Here is a 21,511-nt window from a genome sequence, read left to right as displayed (position 1 = left end):
ACAGAATCGAAAGGGCCCGCTGCATGTGCAGCGGGCCCTTGTTGTTCCCGATCCGGTGCGGCCGGCGTTTACTGCGCGACCAGTTCGAATTCGACACCGATCTCGTCGGTGACCGATACCTCGCCCTTGGCCACGGACCGCTTGGCGGACGAAAAGCTGGCCGCTTCCATCATCATCGGCGCGCCATAGCCGCCGCGCGTCTCGATCGACAGGATCCGGCCCAGCTTCAGCCCTGCGGCCTCGGCATACATGCCGGCCTGACGGATCGCGTCCTTGACGGCCGCGGCGCGGGCCTGATCCCGCAGCGGCCCGGGCTCGGCCAGGCCGAATTGCAGCCCCTGCAGCGTGTTGGCGCCCGCGCCGGCCACCGAATCAAGCACCTTGCCCAGTTCGTCCAGGTTCAGGACGCGCACAGTCACCTGGTTCGACGCCTCGTAGGCCACGATTTCCGGCGGAGTATCGCCGTCATAGTCGCCCTTCTGGATCGGCGTCAGCGTGATTGCGCGCGTCTGGACATCCTTGTCGGCGATTCCCAGCCCGGACAGCGCATCCAGGATCTTCGACGCCGACTCGGTCGTGGCCTCGAAGGCCGCCTGCGCCTCGGACGCGCGGGTGCTGACGCCCAGAACGATCGTGGCCATGTCCGGTTCGGCATCGACGACGCCCTGGGCCTGGATGGTTATGGACGGGGTCCGGGTCTCTTCGGCAAGGGCTTGCCGGACGACGCCGGTCTGGACGAAAATCGCCGTTACCAGAAGAATTGCAATCTGTTTCAAGGCTCTCTCCCATGATACCAACGTCAGGTGCCCGTGCCAGCAGCGGCGAGTCGGCCGTAACATGACGGCATGGCGTCGGCTGGGCGGCAACTTGACCGGGCACAGTGTAACGGGCTTAACCTGATCGCGAGGTAGCTTTACTGTGTTCTCTGGTGGTATGGCCATAGCATGAAACCGGACTTTGCGCTTTCGCTTTCCGTCGAGGGGATCGCGCTCCTCCATCGTGCGCCAGACGGCTGGCGGACGGCCGGGGAAGTGCCGCTTGATGCGCCCGATCTGGGCGCCGCGCTGGCCGGGCTGCGGGACACCGCGCTGAAGCTGTCGCCGCAGGGCTTCGCCACCAAGGTCGTCATTCCCAACGAACAGATCCGTTACCTGTCGATCGAAACCGGCACCGTGCCGGACCAGGACCGCCTGATGATGGGTGCCGCCGCGCTGGATGGGGCCACGCCCTATCCGGTCGAGGAACTGGCCTATGACATCGCCGCAGACGGGGCGCTGACCCATGTCGCGGCCGTGGCGCTGGAAACTCTGGAAGAAGCCGAAACCTTTGCGGTCGAACACGATTTCAACCCGGTCAGCTTTGTCGCCATGCCCAATGGCAGCGGCTACACGGGCGAGCCGTTCTTCGGCCTGACCGGCCGCGCGTCCAGCTGGAGCGGCACCGCCGCGGTCGAACCCGACGCGGAACCGATCCACGTCGTGGGCCCCGCGAAGATGCCGGCGCCCGCCGCCGCTGCGGAACTGCCTGCACCGGAAACGGCGGTGACGAAAGCCCCTGCACCGGAAGCGCCCAAGGCGAAGGCCCCCGATCCGGAAAAGCCCAAGGCCGAAGCCCCGCCCAAAGCGGCCCCGGGCCAGCAAGATCTGTTCGACCTGGAACCGGTCGCCGCCACGCCCGCGAAGACCCCGAAGGCCGAAGCCAGGCCGGCCCCTGCCCCGCGCAAGCCCGCATCACCGGCCCCGCCGCTCGCGGCGCCTGTTTCCCCGCCCGGGGCCTCGGCTGGTGTTTCGGCTGGCGCATCGGCTCGGCGTGCACAACCGCCTTCGCAGCCCGAGCCCGCGCCGGATCCCGCCCCGGCCTTCGCATCGCGACGCCCGAACGGGTCCGCCCCCGCCGCCAAAGCGGCCGAGGCCAAGACGCCGCCCGCCAAGCCTGAACCGAAGCCCGCGAAAAAGCCCGCAGCCGCAGCGCAGGCGCCTGCCGCCGCAGCGGACACGGCCCCCGAGGCGGAACAGGACGACACAGGCCCCCTGACCGGCTTTTCCAGCCGGCGCCACCGGGTCGACCCGGCCCGGTCCGAACCCGCAGCGCCCGATGACGCGAAGGGCAAAGGGCCCGACGTGGCCAAGCGCCCTGCGCCTGCAGTCGGGCCCGCCGGGGCACCGGCTACGGCGACACGGGTCGCCGGCCCTACGGCCGCCGGATTTGCCGATACGCAAACCGCCGCCAAAGGCTCTGCCCCGCGCCCAGTCCCGCCCCCCGAGCCGCTTCCGGCCGCGCACCGGGATGAGGTGCCCGACACACCCGCATCGAAGACCGGGCAGGCCTCCGCCGGCGCCTTCCTGTCGCGCCGGGACGGCACGACGGGGACCGCCGAGCAGGGCTCCAAGCCCAGCCCGTTGCCGAATGGCGACGCGACAGAGAAGACCGGAAGCTCTGTCCTGGACAGCCTTCGCGGTCTGGCCGGCACTGCCCTGTCGGCCCTGGACGACGCGCGCGAAAAGCGGCGTGCCGCCAGGGACGACGCCAAGACCGGCACCGGCAACGCGATAAAGCCGCAAGCGCTGACCAAGGCGGATTTCAAGGCGGCAGCCAAGGCCCGGAAGACCGCAGAGGCCCCCGCGGTCAAACCGCCGCCCGGCCTGGGCGGCGGCTTCCCCACCGGTCCCATCGCGCAGAAGACCATCGTCGCGCCTTCCAAGGGCGAGGCCGCAAAGGCGGGAACGTCCAGGACCGCCACGCCCGAGGATGACGAAGCCGTCCGGATGACGATCTTCGGCGCCCGGGACAACGCCCAGACCCGGGGCAAGCCGAAGCATCTGCTTCTGATCCTGATGGTCGGGCTGCTGCTGGTTCTGGCCGCCATCGCGCTGTGGACCACGACCTTTACCGAAGGCGGTCTGTCCGGCCTCTTGCGCCGCGACGCGGGCCGGATCGAGCAGGTGGAGATCGCGCCGGAAGCGACCCCGGACGATGCCGTCGCCCGGGTGGAAGCCGCCCCCCCCATGACCGAGGTCGTGGCGACGGTCGCCTCCCAGCCCGAAGACGCGAGCTTCGGCAGCCCGGAAGAGGACACCGGTGCCGAACTGCCCGCCCTGACGGATGACGGCTCTGTCGTCACCGACCCGGTGGCCGCGGCCGAAGCGATCCCGGACGAGCCCGCAGGCCGCGACCGGGGCGATGCCGAGGCTGCAGCGCTCTATGCCGCCACCGGCATCTGGCCCGGCCCTCCGCGCGTGCCGCAGGTCGTGCCGCGCATCGGGCTGAACGACGTGCATGTGGCCGGCATCGACCGGACCGACCTGTCGCATCCCGTGGCCCCCCTGCCCGCGATGCCCGGCGCCCGGACCGACCTGCCGCTGGAACGGCTGGCCGCGCTGGACCCCGAAGAGCAGCCTGTCACCCGCACCCGGACCGACGCCCTGCTGTCATCGACCGATCTGGGCACCGGCGCCGCTGCACGGACCGCGATCGACACCGCACCGGAGACCCGGGCAGAGCCCGAAGCCGAAGCGACCGAACTTGCCGCTCTCGACGATCAGCTGATCATGCTGCGCCCGCGCCTGCGCCCGGGCGACCGCCTGCCAGAGCTGGAAGCAGCGCCCGAGGTCGAGGAGGAACCGGCCTTTGCCGGTCTGCGGCCGCGCGTGCGCCCCGAGGTGCCCGCGGAAGTCCTGAGCGCCCCCGCGGCCGAGGAAGCGACCGCGACCGAACAGGCCGAGGCCGCGCCAGACCCGAAGCCCGAGGTGGAAACCCCCGACCTGAGTTCCGCCACCCGGCAGGCCGTGGCGCTTTCGATGATGCCCAAGACGCGCCCCGAGCGTCTGGCCCAGCAGGCCGAAGCACGGGCCGTGGAACGCGCCAATGCCGAGGCTGCGGCCGCCGCTGCCGCCGCCAGCGCCGCTGCGGCCGCCGTGACCAGCGCCCGCAGCGCCACCCCGGACGCGGCCGAAGCGGAAGACGAGCCGGAGCCGGAGCGCGTCGCCTCGATCGCGCCGGCGACGGTTTCACCCGGCATCCCGTCCACCGCCAGCCTGGCGCGGCGCGCGACGCTGAACAACCAGATCAACCTGCGCAAGATCAACCTGATTGGCGTCTACGGCACGCCCAAGAACCGCCGCGCGCTGGTCCGGCTGCAGAACGGCCGCTACAAGAAGGTGCAGGTCGGCGACCGCATCGACGGCGGCCAGATCGTCGCCATCAGCGACAGCGAACTGCGCTATCAGAAGGGCGGCCGCAACATCTCGCTGAAGATCCCGTCGAGCTGAGGGCTTGATCGGTGGCGACGCCCTGCACGCCGTCCTGCAGGGCTATGGCGCGCCGGCGCCGGACCTGATCCCCCGCTACGACGCGCTGTCCGTCCCCGACATCCTGTTCCCCGTGCTGGACCTGCTGCCAGGCCCCGGCGCGCATCTGCTGGACATCGGCGCCGCCACCGGCCGCGATGCCGGCTGGCTTGCCGCCCGCGGCGTGCGGGTACTGGCGGCAGAACCTGTCGCGGCCTTCCGCAGGGCCGGGCAGCGCCTGCATCCCTCCGGGCTGATCACCTGGGCCGACGATGCCCTGCCCGGCATGCCCCGGACGCGGGCCACGGGGCTGCGGTTCGACACAGTCCTGCTCAACGGCGTCTGGCATCACCTGCCACCCGCGGCGCAGGACGCCGCGATGCCTGTCCTACGGGCCCTTGCGGCCCCGGGCGGACGCGCGATCCTGTCCCTGCGTCACGGTCCACCGGCCCCCGGCGCCCGTCCTTTCCCTGCCCTGCCCTGCCGAACAGATCCGGGCGATGGCGCAAAGTGCCGGCGTCATCTGGACCTGGCCGACCCTGACGGCGCCCTGAAGGCCCCGATCCATACAGTTTTGCGCATATTTCCGCCTCACCTTGCGCGGTCCTTCGCCCGTGCCCGATTGGACATGCGCAAAATCCGCACCATATCCAGTCCCAACGACCGGAGTCCGCGCATGCTTGACGAGATCGATACACGGCTGCTGGCCTCGCTCCAGAAGAACGGCCACCTGACGGCACACGAACTGGGCGAGGTGCTGAACCTGTCGCCTTCGCAGGCGGGGCGCAGGCGGCAGCGTCTGGAAGCCGAGGGCTATATCCAGGGCTATTCCGCCCGGCTGGATCCGGCCCGGCTGGGACTGGCCGTGCAGGCCTTCCTGCAGGTTCAGCTGAACAACCACCCGCCGCAGAACGGCGACGGTTTCGGCAGCCTTGTGCGCACAAGGCCCGACATCGTCGGCGCCTGGACCATCACCGGCGAGGCCGATTATCTGCTGCGGGTCTATTGCGCCGACCTGCCCGCACTGAATAGGCTGATACACGAGGTTCTCCTCCCCCATCCCACAGTTACGCGTGTCCAAAGCCAGATCGTGATGGATCAGCCGAAGCGCGACGCGCCCCTGCCGACCTGATGTCGAAGGACCATCTATGAACGCCTTTCTTTATCAGGGCACGATCTATCTTCTGGCCGCCGTGATCGCGGTGCCGATCGCGGCGCGGCTGAAGCTGGGGTCGGTCCTGGGCTACCTTGCCGCCGGCATCATCATCGGCCCGGTGCTGCACCTCGTGGGGTCCGAAACCGAGGAATTGCAGCACTTTGCCGAATTCGGCGTCGTGATGATGCTGTTCCTGATCGGCCTGGAACTGGAACCCAGGGCGCTGTGGGACATGCGGCACCGGCTGCTGGGCCTCGGTGGCCTGCAGGTCGTGGGCACGTCGCTGGCGATCATGGGGATCGCCGTGGCGCTGGGGCATGACTGGACCATGGGCCTGGCCATCGGCATGGCTCTGTCGCTGTCATCGACCGCCATCGTGCTCCAGACTCTGTCGGAACGGGGGCTCATGCAGACCGGGGGTGGGCGATCCATCTTCTCGGTCCTGCTGACGCAGGACATCGCGGTGATCCCGATCCTGGCGATGCTGCCACTGCTGGCCGCGGGCCCCGTGACCCATATCACCGACGACGGATCGATCCGCCGTACCGTCGATCCCGGCCACGCGGCCGAGGCCGGCGCCCACGGCGCCCTGTCGCTGGTCGAAGGCCTGCCCGGCTGGGCCGTGACGCTGGTCACCATCGGCGCCATCGCCTTCATCATCCTGGCCGGCATCTACCTGTCGAAGCCGGTCTTCCGCTTCATCCACGCCGCCCGCATGCGCGAGATGTACACGGCCCTGGCCCTGGCCATCGTGGTCGGCATCTCGTTCCTGATGTCGCTCGTGGGCCTCTCCCCCGCGCTTGGCGCCTTCCTGGCCGGCGTAGTCCTTGCCAACTCGGAATTCCGGCACGAGTTGGAGGCCGACCTCGAACCCTTCAAGGGGCTCTTGCTGGGGCTTTTCTTCATCACCGTGGGCGCCGGCATCAATTTCGAGCTGCTGCTGCGCGAACCCGGCGACCTGTTCGGGCTAGCGCTTCTGCTGATGGTGGCCAAGGGCGTTGTACTGCTGGCGCTTGGCACGATCTTCGGGCTCAGGAGCCGCGACCTGTGGCTGTTCACACTGGGCCTGTCGCAGGCGGGCGAATTCGGCTTCGTCCTCTTCTCCTTCGCGACGCAGCTGAACGTGATCCCCGGCAACGTGTCGGAAAAGCTTCTGCTGATCGTGGCCCTGACGATGCTGCTGACCCCGCTCTTCTTCATGCTCTACGACATGATCGCGCGCCGGCTGGCGGAACGCAAACCCGCCATCTCCTTCGACAAGATCGACGACGAGGGCCCGATCATCATCGCCGGCATCGGCCGCTTCGGCCAGATCGTGAACCGGCTGGTGACGGCGTCGGGATTCAAGACCATCGTGCTGGACCACGATATCGAGACGATCCAGCTGATGCGCCGCTTCGGGGTCAAGGGCTTCCTGGGCGATCCGACCCGGCCGGAACTGCTGAAGGCGGCGGGACTCGCCAAGGCGCGGGTTCTGGTCGTAGCGCTGGACGATGCGGATGCGGCCACGCGGCTGGTCGCCTATGCGCGCCGCGAACGGCCGGACCTTCACATCGTGGCTCGCGCCTACGACAGGAACCATGTGTTCCGGCTGTTCCAGGCTGGCGCCAACGACATCGTGCGCGAGATGTTCGACAGCTCGCTCCGCGCCGGCCGCTACGTGCTGGAAAATGTGGGTCTGTCGGAATTCGAAGCCGCGGAAGCGGAACAGACCTTCTATGCCCACGACCGCTATGCCGTGCGCGAACTGGCCCAGGTCTGGGATCCGAACCTGCCCGCCAGCAAGAACACGGCCTATATTGCCCGCGCAAAGGAGCTGGAGAAGGAACTGGAACTGGCCATCCTGGAACAGGCCCAGCGCCAGGAAAAGAAATCCGCCTAGACCCTGCACCCCACGCGCCACGGCCCCATCCCCGAAGCACCGATCCTCTTCGCGGAGCCGCCGTCGCGCTGCCGGAAAGAGCCGTCGGGGAACTCGTGTCAAGGGTGCGCAGCACCGCGCGTCCCGCGCGGCTTGCCCTTGATGCGGGTTTCCCGATGGCTCAGGCAGCAGAAGCGATGGCGGATTCGTGGAGGGGATCTCCCTCTTCGTGGTGAGCCAGACCCCCTGCGGCCCTTGGCGCGCCCCCTCCCCGCCGATGACGGAACCATTCAGCTCTGGCAGAAGCCTGGCAAGAATCGCACAGGGAACGGACCGCGCCCGTCTCGCGACGACGGGGCTGCAACGCAGCCCCGTCGGGGGTTGGCGGGTGGGGCGGGACGGGCGCGGTCCGCCGCCCGCCGTCGATGATCAGGCGTCGGACACGCCGGCTTCGGCAAAGGTCGCCATGCCGCTGTGACAGGCGACTGCCGCCTTCACCAGAGGCATCGCCAAGGCCGCGCCCGATCCTTCGCCCAGCCGCAGGCCCATGGACAGCAGCGGCGCCTTGCCCAGTTTCTCCAGCAGCGCCCCATGGGCACCCTCGGCGCTGACGTGACCGGCGATGCAATGGTCCAGTGCGCCACCGACCGTTTCGGCCAGGCAGGCCGCCGCGGCCGAGCAGATGAATCCGTCCAGGATCACGGGAATGCCGCGCACCCGGGCCGCGGCGATGGCTCCGGCCATGGCGGCAACCTCGCGCCCGCCGACGGCCAGAAGCCATTCGAGCCCGTCGGTCGCCGCTTCCCGGTGAAGCGTCACGCCGGCCTCGACCACCGCGCACTTGCCCTTCAGCCGTTCGTCGTCGACGCCGGTGCCGCGGCCGGTCCAGTCGGCGGCCGTTCCGCCGTACAGCGCCAGGCACAGGGCCGCGGCCGGGGTCGTGTTGCCGATCCCCATCTCGCCCACGACCAGCAGGTCGGTCCCGGGTCCCACGGCCGTCCAGCCCGCGTTCAGCGCCGCCAGTCCGTCCTCGGGTCCCATGGCCGGGGCTTCTGTAAAGTCCGCCGTCGGCCGGTCCAGTTCCAGCGCCACGACATCCAGTGCCGCCCCCGCCTCGCGCGCCAGCTGGTTGATCGCGGCGCCGCCGGCCTCGAAATTTGCGACCATCTGCACCGTGACCTCGGGCGGGAAGGCCGACACGCCCCGGGCCGCCACGCCGTGATTGCCGGCAAAGACGATGACCCGAGGCGCAACGATCTGCGGCTGCGGATTGCCCTGCCAGCCCGCGATCCAGATCGCGATCTCCTCCAGCCGGCCCAGCGCGCCGGGCGGCTTGGTCAGCATGCCGTTCCTGGCCGCCGCCGCCTCCAGCGCGGCCGCATCGGGTGCGGGCGCTGCGCGCAGGGCTTTTCGCAGGTCATCCAGGTCGGAAAGCGGGGGAAGAACGGTGGACATCTTGCGCCTCGTTGCATCGTGATGATCCAGGGTGTTTAACCGACCGAACCCCGATCACAACCCCGATCAAACCCCCCGGGACACAGCCCATGCCCCAGTTGCCGTTCCGGCAGGCCCTGCAGGACGCCAGGATCGCCCTGTCGCTCCTGACACGCCTGCCCCTGCCTCCGCTGCCGGACGAGGCCTTCCGCCGCACATCCGCCGCCGTCTGGGCCTATCCGCTGGCCGGCCTGTGCACGGCCCTGCCCGCCGGGCTGCTGGCCACGGCGGCGCTCGGGCTCGGGCTGATGCCGACGGTCGCGGCGGGGCTTGCCCTGGGCGTCATGATCCTGCTGACCGGCGCCATGCACGAGGACGGGCTGGCGGACAGTGCCGACGGTCTTTTCGGCGGGTGGACGCGGGACCGGCGGCTGGAGATCATGAAGGACAGCCGCATCGGCGCCTATGGCGTCATAGCGCTGATCCTGGGGCTGGGACTGCGCTGGTCGCTGCTGTCGACCCTGCTCTTCGCAGGTATCGGCCCACTTCTAGCTGCCGCGATGCTGTCGCGCTCTGCCCTGCCCTGGCTGATGCATGTCCTGCCATCGGCCCGGGCACAGGGCCTGGCCCAAAGCGTCGGCCGGCCCGGCCGGGGCCCGGCGCTGGCCGGATCCGCCATTGCCCTGCTCCTGTCGGGTCTTCTGATCGGCCTGCCGGCCCTCGCGGCAGGCCTCGCCACGGCCCTTACAGCTTCCGTCGTGGCCCGGATGGCGATGAAGCGCATCGGCGGACAGACCGGCGATATCCTTGGCGCCACCCAGGTCCTGACCGAAATCGCCTGTCTTCTGACCTTCGCCGCTCTGGCCGCCTGATGGGGAAACCGACAGGGGCAAAGGACCCGCGCCCGGGACGGGAGGCGGAGGCGCTCCCGTCTTCGCCAGAGGGGGGGGCCTGCGCGGGAGCGGTGCGTGGAAACCACGCACCCTACGGGCCGGGCGTGGATGGCCGGGTATAACGCATGAAAAAACCGCGCCCCTTGGGGACGCGGTTTTCCCGAAAACAAGTGCCCGAAGACCTCAGGCGGCGCGCGACATCAGGACTTCGTCCACCTTGCGCGCGGCCTCGATCTCGTCGCCGCCGCTGACGGCGGCCACTTCGCGGGTCAGACGCTCCAGCGCCGCTTCGTACAGCTGACGCTCGGAATAGCTCTGCTCGCGCTGGTCGTCGGTGCGGTGCAGGTCGCGCACGACTTCCGCAATGGAAATCAGGTCGCCGGAATTGATCTTCTGTTCGTATTCCTGGGCACGACGCGACCACATGGCGCGCTTCACCCGGGCCTTGCCCTTCAGCGTGGTCATAGCCTTGGTCACCACGTCGGGCGACGACAGCGAGCGCATGCCGATTTCCGTTGCCTTGTTGGTCGGAACGCGAAGGGTCATCTTGTCCTTCTCGAACGAGATCACGAACAGCTCGAGCTTCAGACCGGCCACTTCCTGCTCTTCGATGGAAATGATCTGGCCAACGCCATGGGCAGGGTACACAACGTAATCGTTGGGGCGGAACTCGTGCTTCTTCAACTTGGTCATTCGGATCTTTCCCTGTGCTCAAACACATGATAGGCCACAGAAGCGCCGCCCCGGATCCCCGACAGGTCCCGGTGAGCAGCGTTATGGCCAGGGGCGCGCCGATACAGACTGCGGTATATCACCAAGTGGCAGTCGTGCACGGCACGTCAACTATTGCGATTATATAGCACAAATTAGAGCCCTCAGAAAGTGGACTCTGGTTCAAGCTTTCCTGATCGGAACGGGAATCGGCCTGAAACAGCCTGTCACGCTGCGTCAGAGCCGGGTTTCGCCCCGTTTCGGGGCTGTTTCACCGGATCCGGACGGTCGCGCCCGACTCAGCCGCCTTCGCCCGGCGCTTCCGAGAAGTACTTCTCCAGCTTGCCGGTCTCGCCGTCGCGATCCTCGGCCTCGGGCAGCGGGTCCTTCTTGGTGATGATCACCGGCCAGAGTTCGGCGTATTTCCGGTTGAACTCGACCCAGGTCTCGGCTTCCGGCTCGGTATCGGGGCGGATCGCGTCGGCGGGGCATTCCGGTTCGCACACGCCGCAATCGATGCATTCGTCCGGGTGGATCACCAGCATGTTCTCGCCTTCATAGAAGCAGTCCACGGGACAGACTTCGACGCAGTCGGTGTACTTGCAGGCAATGCACTTGTCGTTGACGATATAGGTCATGGGCGCAGCTTTCCGGTTTTCCGGTTTACGGTTCGAAGGCTGACCTAATCCAGCCGCCCGAAGCATTCAAGTTTCATTCGAGGTCGCGGTGTCTGGAAAGATCGAGTGCCCTGCGGTCCCGCTTTTCCGGGCGACCCTTTCCTTCATAGCGCGGATTGGGCGCAGCCGTGTCCTCTGGCGCGCCCAGATCCGAGTACAGCGTCTGCGCCTCGGTCGCGGGACCGCGGCGGATTCCCACCGCCTCGACCCGGACGACCCGCACCCTGGTCCCCTGCGCGAAGGTCAGCACGTCCCCCGGCGACACGGTCTGGGCCGGCTTCGTGGCCCGCGTGCCATTCACCCGGATCGCGCCCTCGCCCACCGTCTTGGCGGCCAGGCTGCGGGTCTTGAAGAAGCGGGCGTGCCACAGCCACTTGTCCAGACGCAATTTCGCGCGCGCCGTTTCGGGCACGCGCGATGCGTTGTCGTCATCCGGATCCTGTGACGGACCACGTCCGGCCCCTGTTCGGGCCATCGGTTACTTGTTGTCCCTCAGCCCCATCAGCGCGGCTGCGAAAGGATTGTCCGGATCGATCTTCTTTTCCGACTTGGGCGGGCGGGCGGAATAGGTCTTGGCCTTGTTGCGGTCATGATCCTTGCCGCCGCGATCGCGGTCGCGGTTCTGACCGCCCTTGCCCCGCGGCTTGCCGCCGAACTTCTTGCCGCCGTCGTCGCGGTCGTTGCGATCCCGGCGCTGACCGCCGTCCTGACCGCGGCCACCGCCCTGGCGCTGGCGACGTTCGCCGCCGCCTTCGGCCGCCTGGCCTTCGCCCTGCGCTGCACCTTCCTGACCGCCGGCCGCGTCACGACGCGGCCCACGGCCCCGCCCGCGCTGCCCGGCACCTTCGCGGCCGCGCTGCGGCTGACGGTTGCGGCCCCAGGTGAAGGTATAGAAGACCTCGACCTCGGGTTCGGCATCTGCCGCGGATTCGGCCGCCGCGGCGACCTCTGCCACCGGCACGTCGGCATCCGGGGCGGCCTCGGTGGCCTCGACGGGCGCTTCCGCGTCTGCAACCTCTTCCGCCTCGACCGGCGCTGCGGCCTCGTCGGTAGCGGGCTCGGCTTCGGCTGCAGGTTCGTCCGCAACCTCGGCGTTCTCTGCCGGGACGGCCAGGGCGGCCGCGGCGTCGGGGCCGGGAATGCCGGATGCGACCGGAGCCTCTGCCACGGGTTCATCCGCTGCGGGCTCGGCCGCAGCGTCCACTGCATCCTCTGCCGGGGCCTCTTCCATCGCGACAACAGCCTCGGGCGCCGTTTCCGGGGCGGGGGTCCGCACCTTCTGGCGTTCGCCACGGTCGGCGCGATAGCCCAGGCCCTGCATCAGGACCGCGAACTGTTCCAGCGTCATGCCGGTGATCGACAGCATGTCCGCCTTGGCCTCGAACCCGCCGCGGCTGTCTTCGGCGCGCAGCATGTCGGCCAGGCGTTCCAGCATGTCGATGCGGATCGCCCGTTCGCCTGCCGAACGATAGCCGCACATGGTGTCATAGCCTTCCGGCACGCCGTCCTGGACCGGCACCGTCACCAGGCCCGGGGGCGGCGCATCGGGGAACTGGTCCATCCCCTGCGCCAGCGACCACAGCACCAGCCGCAGACGTGTCGGCGCGGGTTTCAGCACCGCGGGAATGAAGACCGTGAACTGGCCGAACCGCACGCCATGCTTGCGCAGTGCGCCACGGGCGTCCTGGTCCAGGTCCTTCACCTCCTGCTGGACGGACTGGCGCGGCAGGATGCCAAAGCCTTCGACCAGCCGGAAGGCAAAGCCGCGGGCCAGGCCCGTCATGGTCTCGTCCCGCTGCATCGCCAGCAGCGGCTCGAACAGGGTGGCGATCTTGCGGTCTATGAAGTGCTGCAGGCGACGCTGCACCTTCTGCGCTACCTCTGGCCCGGCCTCGTCGTCGACGAAGACCTCGACCTGCGGGCGCATCGGTTCCGGTCCCGGAACCAGCTTGCCGACCGCGCTGGAACCCCACATGAGGCCGCCCTGCTCGGTATAGTCGATTTCGGTATCCGGGGCGTTGTAGAAGCGGTCGGCCCGCAGATGGAACTGCGGCGCCAGCGCCTGGAGCGCGGCCTGCTTCAGCGTCTTCGCCTCGGGGCCCTGGGCGCCCTTGTCCGGAGAAAATCGGAAGCCTTCGAGACGGCCGACAAATTCCCCCTCGACAGTCACCTCGCCGGTGTCGTTTACTTCGGCCAAGAGGGCCTCCTTCTGCTTGAGCCGGCGCAGCAATACCGAAGTGCGCCGGTCCACGAATCTCTGGGTCAGCCTTTCGTGCAAGGCATCCGATAGCCTGTCTTCTACCGCGCGGGTTTCATCCCGCCAATGCATTTCGTCAGCCAGCCAACCCTTTCGCTGGGCGACATAAGTCCAAGTGCGAATAAACGCCAGCCGTTTCGAAAGGGTGTCGATATCTCCGTCGGTCCGATCGATTCGCCGGATATGCGATGCCAGCCAGTCCTCGCCCACATGTCCGCTGTCGTGCAGCTGGCCGAAAATCGACTCCAGCAGGCCCGCATGTTCGGCATGGGAAATGCCCCGGAAATCCGGAATTCTGCAAACATCCCAAAGCAGTCGCACATCCTGGGCGTTGGTCGCGCGCGCCGACACGGTGGCCATCTGCGACAGCGCCTTCAGCGCCATCAGGTCGTCGGCCTCGCGCGCGCGGATCAACACCTCGTTGTTCGGCGACTGCTCCAGCGACCCGATCAGCGCGTCGATCGACCCGAACCGCAGGTCGGAATTCCGCCACACCAGCCGCTGAAGCGGGGAAAAGCGGTGTTCCATGATGGCCAGCGCCACTTCGTCGGGAATCGGTCCGGCCTCTCCGGTCGTGCCGAAGGTTCCGTTCTGCGCGCCCCGCCCGGCCCGCCCGGCGATCTGGGCCAGCTCGTTCGGCTGCAGCGGTCGCATCCGCCGGCCGTCGAACTTCGCAAGGCTGGAAAAGGCCACGTGCTTGACGTCCAGGTTCAGCCCCATCCCGATGGCATCCGTCGCCACTAGGTAATCGACATCGCCGTTCTGATAGAGCGCGACCTGCGCGTTCCGCGTCCGGGGGCTGAGCGCGCCCATGACCACGGCCGCCCCGCCCTTCTGCCGCCGGATCAGTTCCGCCGTGGCATAGACGCTGTCGACCGAGAACCCCACAATGGCACTGCGCGCGGGCATCCGGCTGATCTTCTTGGACCCGGTGTGCAACAACTGCGACATCCGTTCGCGGCGCTGGATGATCACGTCCGGGATCAGCGAAACGATGGGCCCCCGCATCGTGTCCGACCCCAGGAACAGCGTTTCGTGCTGGCCCCGCGCCCGCAGCAGACGGTCGGTGAAGACATGGCCGCGTTCCGGATCGGCACACAGCTGGATTTCGTCCACCGCCAGGAAATCGCAACCCATGCCCTCGGGCATCGCCTCGACCGTGCAGACCCAATACTGGGTCCGGGGCGGCACGATGCGTTCCTCGCCGGTGACCAATGCCACGACCGACGGGCCGCGGGCGGCAACGATCTTGTCATAGACCTCGCGCGCCAGCAGCCGCAGCGGCAGGCCGATCACGCCGGTCCGGTGGGCCAGCATGCGTTCCAGTGCATAATGGGTCTTGCCCGTGTTGGTCGGGCCAAGCACGGCCACGACCCGCGATGACGCGGTCATCTTGAGCCCCTTGGATGTCAGGTGGGGTTACAGGTCCGTCCCTTCGACGGAGCGGCGCAGGCGGTCCAGGGCTTTCGCGACATCCTCCTGGTTCGGATTTATCTCGTGGGCCTGCGAATAGGCCTCCCACGCCAGATCGTCCAGCCCCACGGATTCGAGGATGGAGCCAAGGCCCAACATGGCATTGTAATGGTTCGGGTTCAGCGCCAGCGCATGTTCCAGATCCGACAGCGCCGGGCCATAGAGTTCGACCTGGAAATAGGCCGCCGCGCGCATCTGCCAGCCTTCGGCAAAGTCCGGCGCATGATCGACCAGCGCGGTCAGGTGTTCGATGGCCAGTCCGGGTTCCCCGTTTTCCAGCGCATCGCGGCCACGGCGCAACAGCAGGTCCATCGCGGGCGAGCCGCTTTTCGACCAGAGCGCCTGAAGCTGCCGTTCCAGGTGCTCCGCCTCGTCCGGGTCGGCAGTGCGCAACGCCTTCAGCAGCGCGCCTTCATCCGTCAGGTCGGCGTGACCTTCCGGCAGCGCGGCCGTCGGCATGCTGTCGCCGCGTTCTTCCGTGCCGGCCGGATCGTCGACCGGCTGGGCAAGAGCGGGGCCCGCTGTCAAGCCCGCGAACAGCAACTGGAGGAATACCAGACTTGCCGTCACGACAGGTTTGAGATGGGGGTTTAGGTCTCTCATGGCACCGTCTACTTTAGCGTCGTGCAGGGCAATTGCCAGAGGCGCGTGCGTCAAACCCCCGAGAGCGAGGGAAGAAAATGAGCGAATTTCTCGACAAGATGGCGGAAGAACTGAGAGCCAAGCTGGGCGATCAGACGATGAGCAAGACGGTGAAGTTCGCGGTCCCCGACGAGGGCGCCGTGATGCTGGACCCGGATGGCGTGCGCGTCGCCGATGAAGAATCCGACGTGACCATCACCGCCGATGCCGACACGCTGATGGCGCTGTTCCAGGGCGATCTGAACCCGACGGCAGCCTTCATGACCGGCAAGATCAAGATCGACGGCGACATGGGCGCGGCCATGGCGCTGTCGTCGCTGCTGGGCTGACCGGATGACGCCGGCACCGTTCTTCGATGACGTGGCCGGCGGCCCTCCGGGCGGTCAGGCCTGGTGGCTGGACAGCGCCGACGGCGTGCGGATCCGCATCGCCGTCTGGCGCCCCGACGGCCCGGCCCGGGCCACCATCCTGCTGTTCCCCGGCCGGACCGAACATTGCGAGAAATACGGCATCGTCGCCGATGCCTTCGTCGCCCGCGGCTATGCCGTGCTGGCGGTGGACTGGCGCGGCCAGGGCCTGGCCGACCGGGCCCTGCCGAACCGTCTCATCGGCCATATCGACCATTTCCCCGACTTCCAGCACGACGTGAAGGCGGTGATCGCCGGCGCCACCGAACTGGACCTGCCGCAACCGCGGGTCCTCTTGGGCCATTCCATGGGCGGCGCCATCGGCATGCGGGCCATGACCGAAGGGCTGGACGTGGCTGCCGCAGTCTTCACCGGCCCGATGTGGGGCATTCAGATCGGCCCCCGCCCTCTGCGCGTGCTGGCCGACGTTCTGACCAGTGTGGCCCCGGCTCTGGGCCTGGGCGGCCTGCGCGCACCGACATCACCGACCGACAACATGGTCCTGGTCAAACCCTTCGAGGGCAATACCCTGACCAGCGACCCGCAGATGTTCGACCATATGAAACGTCAGCTTGAGGCGCATCACGACCTCTCGCTGGGTGGCCCCTCGCTAAACTGGCTGGGCGCGGCCCTGGCCGAGATCGACGCGATCCAGGCGATGGCCGCCCCCGACGCCCCCTGTCTGACGCTGGCGGGCGCCTGCGAACAGATCGCCGACCTCGACATGCTGCGCACCCGCGCCGAGAACTGGCCCGGCTGCCAGTTCGAACTTGTCCCGGGCGCCCAGCACGAAATCCTTTTCGAAACGCCGGAGGTGCGCCAGATGCTCCACGACCGGATCGACGCCTTCTACAGCGCCCATATCGCCTGACGCGCTTCGTCTCCGCTGGCCGGGCCGCCCCGCGGCTGCACCGCCCCCCGAAATGCTCCAAATGGCCACCTGCGCGGAGCACCGTAGCGCTGCCTGCACGGGACGGGCCGCTGCCGCCGTCAGGGGGCCGCAAGCCCCACGCGGCACGCGCGGCTTGCCCTTGGCGGGGGTGGCGGCCTGGCGCAGGCAGCACAAGCGACGGGGGATCCGTGCAGATGGTGCCCATCTGCGTGGTGATCCAGATCCCCGCCACAGAATCCGTTCGCTTTCCGTTCCGGACGCATTATCCTTGCGGACATGACCCGCGCCCCCGTCCTCACCGTCACTGACCGCGGCCTTTTCTGCCCTGCCGGCGATTTCCACATCGATCCGTGGCACCCGGTCGACCGCGCGCTGATCACCCATGGCCATGCCGATCACGCAAGGCCCGGCAGCGCGCGCTACCTGTCGACCGACCTCTGCGCGCCGGTCCTGTTCCACCGTCTGGGCAACATCACGCTGGAGACCGCGCCCTATGACCGACAGATCGCCATCGGCGGCGCCACGGTCTCGTTCCATCCGGCCGGCCATGTCCCCGGCTCCGCCCAGATCCGGGTCGAGGTGGGCGGAGAGGTCTGGTGCGTCTCGGGCGACTACAAGACCGAAGCCGACGGCCTCTCTACCCCGTTCGAACCTGTCGGCTGCCATACCTTCATCACCGAATGCACCTTCGGTCTGCCCGTGTTCCGTTGGCGCCCGCAGGCGGAGCTGGCAGCCGAAATCAACGGCTGGTGGCGGCAGGCGCGGGCCGATGGCCAGACCCCTGTGCTCGGCGCCTATGCGCTGGGCAAGGCTCAGCGCCTTCTGTGCCTTCTCGACCGGCAGAGAGGTCCTGTCCTGACCCATGGCGCGATCGAGACCACGACAGAGATCCTGCGCCAACAGGGGATCCCCCTGCCGCCCACGATCCTGATCACGCCGGACACGAAGATCGCCGACCATCCCGGTGCCATCGTCCTGGCCCCGCCTTCTGCCTTCGGGTCCGCCTGGATGGGCCGCCTGGGGCCCATCACCACGGGCTTCGCCAGCGGCTGGATGCAGCTGCGCGGCATCCGCAGGCGGCGCGGCGGCGACCGGGGGTTTGCCATATCGGACCACGCCGACTGGCCCGGCCTCAACGCGGCCATCGCGGCCACCGGCGCCGAACGGGTGCTCGTCACCCATGGCTATACCGACAGTTTCGCCCGATGGCTGACCGAACAGGGCTACGACGCCGCCCCCCTCGAAACCCGGTACGGCGGCGACGAAGCCGAGGCCGACGCCTCGTGAAGCACTTCGCCGCCCTCTACACCGCCATCGACGGCACGACCCGCACCAATCCCAAGGTCGAGGCGCTGGCCCACTACCTGTCCACCGCGCCGGAACCCGACCGGCTCTGGACCGTCGCGCTCTTCTCCGGGCGCCGGCCGAAACGCGCGGCCACGACCACCGAGCTCCGCCGCTGGGCGGGCGAGATCGCGGGCCTGCCCGACTGGCTGGTCGAGGACTCCTATGCCGTAGTCGGCGATCTGGCCGAAACGCTGGCCCTGCTCCTGCCCGACAGCGAGGACGGAACCGACGGCGGCACGCTGTCCGACTGGCTGACGCGCCTCGCAGCCCTTGCCGGCCAGCCGGAGGACATCCGCCGCGCGGCCGTGGCCGAGGCCTGGTCGCACCTGGGCGGCACCGAACGGTTTCTCTTCAACAAGCTGATCACCGGCGGCTTCCGGGTCGGTATCTCGCGCAAGCTGATGACCCGCGCCCTGGCCCGCGCCACCGGGCAGGAAGAGGCGGAAATCGCCCTTCGCCTGATGGGCGACTGGACGCCCGCGACCACGACATGGGACCAGCTGATCCTGTCGAACGACATGGATGCCGACACGGCGCGGCCCTATCCGTTCTGCCTGGCCCATGGTCTGGACATGGCTCCGCAGGACCTGGGCCCGCCCGACGACTGGCACGCCGAATGGAAATGGGACGGCATCCGCGGCCAGCTGATCGTACGCAGCCGGCAGCACCACCTCTGGTCCCGGGGCGAGGAGCTGATGACCGACCGCTTCCCCGAATTCGCGGTCACATCCGATTTCCTGCCGGATGGCACCGTCATCGACGGGGAAGTCCTGGCCTGGGCCGACAATGCCCCCCTGCCATTCGCCGACCTGCAGAAACGCATCGGCCGCAAGACCGTGCCAAAGAAGCTGCTGGCCGAGGCGCCGGCGATGCTGCTCGCCTATGACCTGCTGGAAGACGGCGGCCAGGACATCCGCGCCCTGCCCTTCGCCGGGCGCCGGGCCCGGCTGGAACGGCTGACCGTCGCGCTGCCGGATACCGTGCCGATCCGCCTGTCGCCCGCCCTGCCTTTCACCGACTGGAAGACGCTGGCCGACACCCGCGCCACCGCCCGGGACCAACGTGCCGAGGGCCTGATGCTGAAGCGGGCCGACAGCGCCTATGCGACCGGGCGCAAACGCGGCGACTGGTGGAAATGGAAGCTCGACCCGCTGTCGATCGACGCGGTGATGATCTATGCGCAGGCGGGCCACGGGCGGCGGGCCAACCTTTACACCGACTTCACCTTCGCCGTCCGCGATGGCGAGGCGCTGGTGCCTTTCACCAAGGCCTATTCCGGCCTGACGGACGAGGAATTCGGCCAGATCACCCAATGGGTCCGCCAGAACACCCTGCAACGCTTCGGCCCCGTCCGGCAGGTGACCCCGACCCATGTGTTCGAAATCGCCTTCGAAGGCATTCAGGCCAGCCCCCGCCACAAATCGGGCATCGCCCTGCGCTTTCCCCGCATGGCCCGCTGGCGCCACGACAAGACGGTGGCCGATGCGGGGACCCTGGACGAATTGAAGGCGCTTCTGGCGCTCTATGGCTGAGCCCTTCCTTGAGGTTCGGCCCGGCGGGGCCTAAGTCTTGGGGCGACACGCCAACAAGAGGTCCACCATGATCCGAACGCCGCTTTTCGACGCCAATGCCTCGGCCGGGGGCAAGAACCTGGGCGACCTGCCGGAATGGGACCTGACGGATCTCTATTCGGGCGAGGACGCACCGGAACTGGCGCGCGACCTCGACTGGCTGGAAAAGGCCTGTGCCGACTTCGCCGCCGATTATGAAGGCAAGCTGGACACGCTGGATGCCGACGGTCTGCTGGCCTGCATCCAGCGCCAGGAAGACATCGACCGCGTCGCCGGCCGGATCATGTCCTTTGCCGGTCTGCGATACTATCAGCAGACAACGGATGCGTCCCGCGCCAAGTTCCTGTCGGACTGCCAGGAGAAGCTGACCAATTTCACCACGCCGCTGGTCTTCTTCACGCTGGAACTGAACCGCCTGCCCGAAGATCACCTGACCGCACTGCTCAAGGCAAATGCCGAACTCGCCCGTTACAAGCCGATCTTCGACAACATCCGCGCCATGCGCCCGCACCAGCTGTCGGACGAGATGGAAAAGTTCCTCCACGACCTGGGCGTCGTCGGCGATGCGTGGGAGCGTCTGTTCGACGAGACCATCGCCGGCCTGGAATTCGAGATCGACGGCGAGACGATGGGGATCGAAGCCACGCTGAACTTCCTGACCGACACGGACCGGTCGAAGCGCGAGGCGGCGGCCCAAGAACTTGCCCGCGTGTTCGAAGGCAATATCAAGACCTTTGCCCGGGTCCACAACACCCAGGCCAAGGAAAAGGAGGTCATGGACCGCTGGCGCAAGATGCCCACGGCCCAGACCGCGCGCCACCTGTCGAACCAGGTCGAACCCGAGGTGGTCGAGGCCCTGCGCGAGGCCGTGGTGAAGGCTTATCCGAAGCTGTCGCACCGGTACTACGAGCTGAAGCGGCAATGGCTGGGCCTGGACCGGATGCAGGTCTGGGACCGGAACGCGCCGCTGCCGATGGAAGATCCCCGCACCATCGGCTGGGACGAGGCCGAGGGCATGGTGATGGGCGCCTATGGCGACTTTTCCCCCAAGATGGCCGAGATCGCGGAGCCCTTCTTCAAGAAGGGCTGGATCGATGCCGGCGTGAAGCCCGGCAAGGCGCCCGGCGCCTTCGCACATCCCACGGTCACGGACGCGCATCCCTACGTGCTGCTGAACTATCTGGGCAAGCCGCGGGACGTGATGACGCTGGCCCATGAACTGGGCCATGGCGTGCACCAGGTGCTGGCGGCCGGTCAGGGCGAACTGCTGTCGTCGACGCCGCTGACGCTGGCGGAAACGGCGTCGGTCTTCGGCGAGATGCTGACCTTCCGAAAGCTTCTGTCCAAGGCCGAAACGCAGGCCCAGCGCAAGGTGCTGCTGGCGGGCAAGGTCGAGGACATGATCAACACGGTCGTCCGCCAGATCGCCTTCTACGACTTCGAATGCAAGCTGCACGCGGCGCGCCGGAACGGGGAGCTGACGCCCGACGACATCAACGCGTTGTGGATGAGCGTCCAGGCCGAAAGCCTGGGGCCGGCCTTCGACTTCATGGACGGCTACGAGACCTTCTGGGCCTATATCCCGCACTTCGTCCATTCGCCCTTCTACGTCTATGCCTATGCCTTCGGCGACGGTTTGGTGAACGCGCTCTATTCCGTCTACGAAGAGGGCGATGCGGGCTTCCAGGAGAAGTATTTCGAGATGCTTAAGGCCGGCGGCTCGAAGCGGCACAAGGAACTTCTGGCGCCCTTCGGGCTCGATGCCTCGGACCCGGCGTTCTGGGACAAGGGGCTGTCGATGATTTCCGGCTTCATCGACGAGCTGGAGGCGATGGAGGGGTAACTACGCCTGTCGGCCTCTGTGGACGGGGGCTCTGCCCCCGGCCGCCCTTCGGGCGACTCCC

Annotated in this window: 16 protein-coding genes and 1 pseudogene; 10 read left to right on the top strand and 7 right to left on the bottom strand. The window is 68.0% G+C overall.

Annotated elements, in window-relative coordinates; genetic code table 11:
• Window positions 1-68: 68 nt before the first annotated feature.
• A complete protein-coding gene (locus FQK05_RS10905) occupies window positions 69-776 on the bottom strand; it encodes an SIMPL domain-containing protein (protein WP_158966632.1) in 708 nt (235 codons plus the stop codon).
• Window positions 777-944: 168 nt separating this feature from the next.
• Here FQK05_RS10905 and FQK05_RS10900 point away from each other — a divergent pair, with 168 nt between their 5' ends.
• The 4 genes and pseudogenes from FQK05_RS10900 to FQK05_RS10890 all read left to right on the top strand — a co-directional run bounded on the left by FQK05_RS10900 (window position 945) and on the right by FQK05_RS10890 (window position 7,324).
• A complete protein-coding gene (locus FQK05_RS10900) occupies window positions 945-4,268 on the top strand; it encodes a hypothetical protein (RefSeq protein WP_158966630.1) in 3,324 nt (1,107 codons plus the stop codon).
• A gap of 112 nt (window positions 4,269-4,380) precedes the next feature.
• Window positions 4,381-4,707: pseudogene (locus FQK05_RS26360) on the top strand (class I SAM-dependent methyltransferase); the annotation flags it as partial.
• A 255-nt stretch (window positions 4,708-4,962) separates the two neighbouring features.
• Window positions 4,963-5,418, top strand: coding sequence for an Lrp/AsnC family transcriptional regulator (locus FQK05_RS26045; protein WP_233270500.1), 456 nt, complete (start codon window positions 4,963-4,965; stop codon window positions 5,416-5,418).
• A 16-nt stretch (window positions 5,419-5,434) separates the two neighbouring features.
• The gene (locus tag FQK05_RS10890; RefSeq protein WP_158966626.1) at window positions 5,435-7,324 is read left to right on the top strand and encodes a monovalent cation:proton antiporter-2 (CPA2) family protein; all 1,890 of its coding nucleotides are present in this window, start codon (window positions 5,435-5,437) and stop codon (window positions 7,322-7,324) included.
• 408 nt (window positions 7,325-7,732) lie between these two features.
• On the opposite strand, the gene cobT is transcribed toward FQK05_RS10890, so the two are convergent.
• Complete coding sequence (gene cobT, locus FQK05_RS10885; protein ID WP_158966624.1) at window positions 7,733-8,758, bottom strand: nicotinate-nucleotide--dimethylbenzimidazole phosphoribosyltransferase; 1,026 nt, start codon at window positions 8,756-8,758, stop codon at window positions 7,733-7,735.
• Window positions 8,759-8,847: 89 nt separating this feature from the next.
• Here cobT and FQK05_RS10880 point away from each other — a divergent pair, with 89 nt between their 5' ends.
• Window positions 8,848-9,609: an adenosylcobinamide-GDP ribazoletransferase gene (locus FQK05_RS10880; protein WP_158966622.1), complete on the top strand. Its 762-nt coding sequence runs from the start codon at window positions 8,848-8,850 to the stop codon at window positions 9,607-9,609.
• A gap of 204 nt (window positions 9,610-9,813) precedes the next feature.
• Here the strand turns inward: FQK05_RS10880 and FQK05_RS10875 are convergent, their stop codons facing one another.
• The 5 genes from FQK05_RS10875 to FQK05_RS10855 form a co-directional block, all read right to left on the bottom strand.
• The gene (locus FQK05_RS10875) at window positions 9,814-10,323 is read right to left on the bottom strand and encodes a CarD family transcriptional regulator (RefSeq protein WP_158966620.1); all 510 of its coding nucleotides are present in this window, start codon (window positions 10,321-10,323) and stop codon (window positions 9,814-9,816) included.
• A gap of 317 nt (window positions 10,324-10,640) precedes the next feature.
• The gene (gene fdxA, locus FQK05_RS10870) at window positions 10,641-10,979 is read right to left on the bottom strand and encodes a ferredoxin FdxA (RefSeq protein ID WP_158966618.1); all 339 of its coding nucleotides are present in this window, start codon (window positions 10,977-10,979) and stop codon (window positions 10,641-10,643) included.
• A gap of 73 nt (window positions 10,980-11,052) precedes the next feature.
• A complete protein-coding gene (locus tag FQK05_RS10865; RefSeq protein WP_158966616.1) occupies window positions 11,053-11,493 on the bottom strand; it encodes an RNA-binding S4 domain-containing protein in 441 nt (146 codons plus the stop codon).
• A 3-nt stretch (window positions 11,494-11,496) separates the two neighbouring features.
• Window positions 11,497-14,667, bottom strand: a complete 3,171-nt coding sequence (locus tag FQK05_RS10860) for a helicase-related protein (RefSeq protein ID WP_158966614.1) — start codon at window positions 14,665-14,667, stop codon at window positions 11,497-11,499.
• Window positions 14,668-14,694: 27 nt separating this feature from the next.
• Window positions 14,695-15,351, bottom strand: a complete 657-nt coding sequence (locus FQK05_RS10855) for a tetratricopeptide repeat protein (protein ID WP_233270460.1) — start codon at window positions 15,349-15,351, stop codon at window positions 14,695-14,697.
• A gap of 77 nt (window positions 15,352-15,428) precedes the next feature.
• On the opposite strand from FQK05_RS10855, the gene FQK05_RS10850 reads away from it, so the two are divergent.
• From FQK05_RS10850 to FQK05_RS10830, 5 genes are all read left to right on the top strand, one after another.
• On the top strand, window positions 15,429-15,719 hold the full coding sequence (locus tag FQK05_RS10850) for an SCP2 sterol-binding domain-containing protein (protein WP_158966612.1): 291 nt from the start codon (window positions 15,429-15,431) through the stop codon (window positions 15,717-15,719).
• Between the two features lie 4 nt (window positions 15,720-15,723).
• Window positions 15,724-16,668, top strand: a complete 945-nt coding sequence (locus FQK05_RS10845; RefSeq protein ID WP_158966610.1) for an alpha/beta hydrolase — start codon at window positions 15,724-15,726, stop codon at window positions 16,666-16,668.
• 297 nt (window positions 16,669-16,965) lie between these two features.
• Window positions 16,966-17,976 carry a ligase-associated DNA damage response exonuclease gene (locus FQK05_RS10840; protein ID WP_158966608.1) on the top strand — a complete coding sequence of 337 codons (1,011 nt, stop codon included), beginning with the start codon at window positions 16,966-16,968 and terminating at the stop codon, window positions 17,974-17,976.
• Complete coding sequence (locus FQK05_RS10835) at window positions 17,973-19,568, top strand: ATP-dependent DNA ligase (RefSeq protein WP_158966606.1); 1,596 nt, start codon at window positions 17,973-17,975, stop codon at window positions 19,566-19,568. Before FQK05_RS10840 ends, FQK05_RS10835 begins: the two co-directional genes overlap by 4 nt.
• Before the next feature lie 67 nt (window positions 19,569-19,635).
• Window positions 19,636-21,450 (top strand): M3 family oligoendopeptidase, encoded by a 1,815-nt coding sequence (locus tag FQK05_RS10830; protein WP_158966605.1) that lies wholly within the window; start codon window positions 19,636-19,638, stop codon window positions 21,448-21,450.
• Window positions 21,451-21,511: the final 61 nt, after the last annotated feature.

It is taken from the genome of Chachezhania sediminis, from assembly GCF_009765275.1.
Classification (GTDB): domain Bacteria; phylum Pseudomonadota; class Alphaproteobacteria; order Rhodobacterales; family Rhodobacteraceae; genus Chachezhania; species Chachezhania sediminis.
Note: the sequence above shows the minus strand (reverse complement) of the source record. Positions and strands in the feature narration are given on the sequence as shown.

Coding starts and splice junctions, on each gene's coding strand:
- FQK05_RS10875 (WP_158966620.1), bottom strand. CDS start 10,323: ATGACCAAGTTGAAGAAGCACGAGTTCCGCCCCAACGATTACGTTGTG.
- FQK05_RS10830 (WP_158966605.1), top strand. CDS start 19,636: ATGATCCGAACGCCGCTTTTCGACGCCAATGCCTCGGCCGGGGGCAAG.
- fdxA (WP_158966618.1), bottom strand. CDS start 10,979: ATGACCTATATCGTCAACGACAAGTGCATTGCCTGCAAGTACACCGAC.
- FQK05_RS10900 (WP_158966630.1), top strand. CDS start 945: ATGAAACCGGACTTTGCGCTTTCGCTTTCCGTCGAGGGGATCGCGCTC.
- cobT (WP_158966624.1), bottom strand. CDS start 8,758: ATGTCCACCGTTCTTCCCCCGCTTTCCGACCTGGATGACCTGCGAAAA.
- FQK05_RS10850 (WP_158966612.1), top strand. CDS start 15,429: ATGAGCGAATTTCTCGACAAGATGGCGGAAGAACTGAGAGCCAAGCTG.
- FQK05_RS10845 (WP_158966610.1), top strand. CDS start 15,724: ATGACGCCGGCACCGTTCTTCGATGACGTGGCCGGCGGCCCTCCGGGC.
- FQK05_RS26045 (WP_233270500.1), top strand. CDS start 4,963: ATGCTTGACGAGATCGATACACGGCTGCTGGCCTCGCTCCAGAAGAAC.
- FQK05_RS10855 (WP_233270460.1), bottom strand. CDS start 15,351: ATGAGAGACCTAAACCCCCATCTCAAACCTGTCGTGACGGCAAGTCTG.
- FQK05_RS10865 (WP_158966616.1), bottom strand. CDS start 11,493: ATGGCCCGAACAGGGGCCGGACGTGGTCCGTCACAGGATCCGGATGAC.
- FQK05_RS10840 (WP_158966608.1), top strand. CDS start 16,966: ATGACCCGCGCCCCCGTCCTCACCGTCACTGACCGCGGCCTTTTCTGC.
- FQK05_RS10860 (WP_158966614.1), bottom strand. CDS start 14,667: ATGACCGCGTCATCGCGGGTCGTGGCCGTGCTTGGCCCGACCAACACG.
- FQK05_RS10890 (WP_158966626.1), top strand. CDS start 5,435: ATGAACGCCTTTCTTTATCAGGGCACGATCTATCTTCTGGCCGCCGTG.
- FQK05_RS10880 (WP_158966622.1), top strand. CDS start 8,848: ATGCCCCAGTTGCCGTTCCGGCAGGCCCTGCAGGACGCCAGGATCGCC.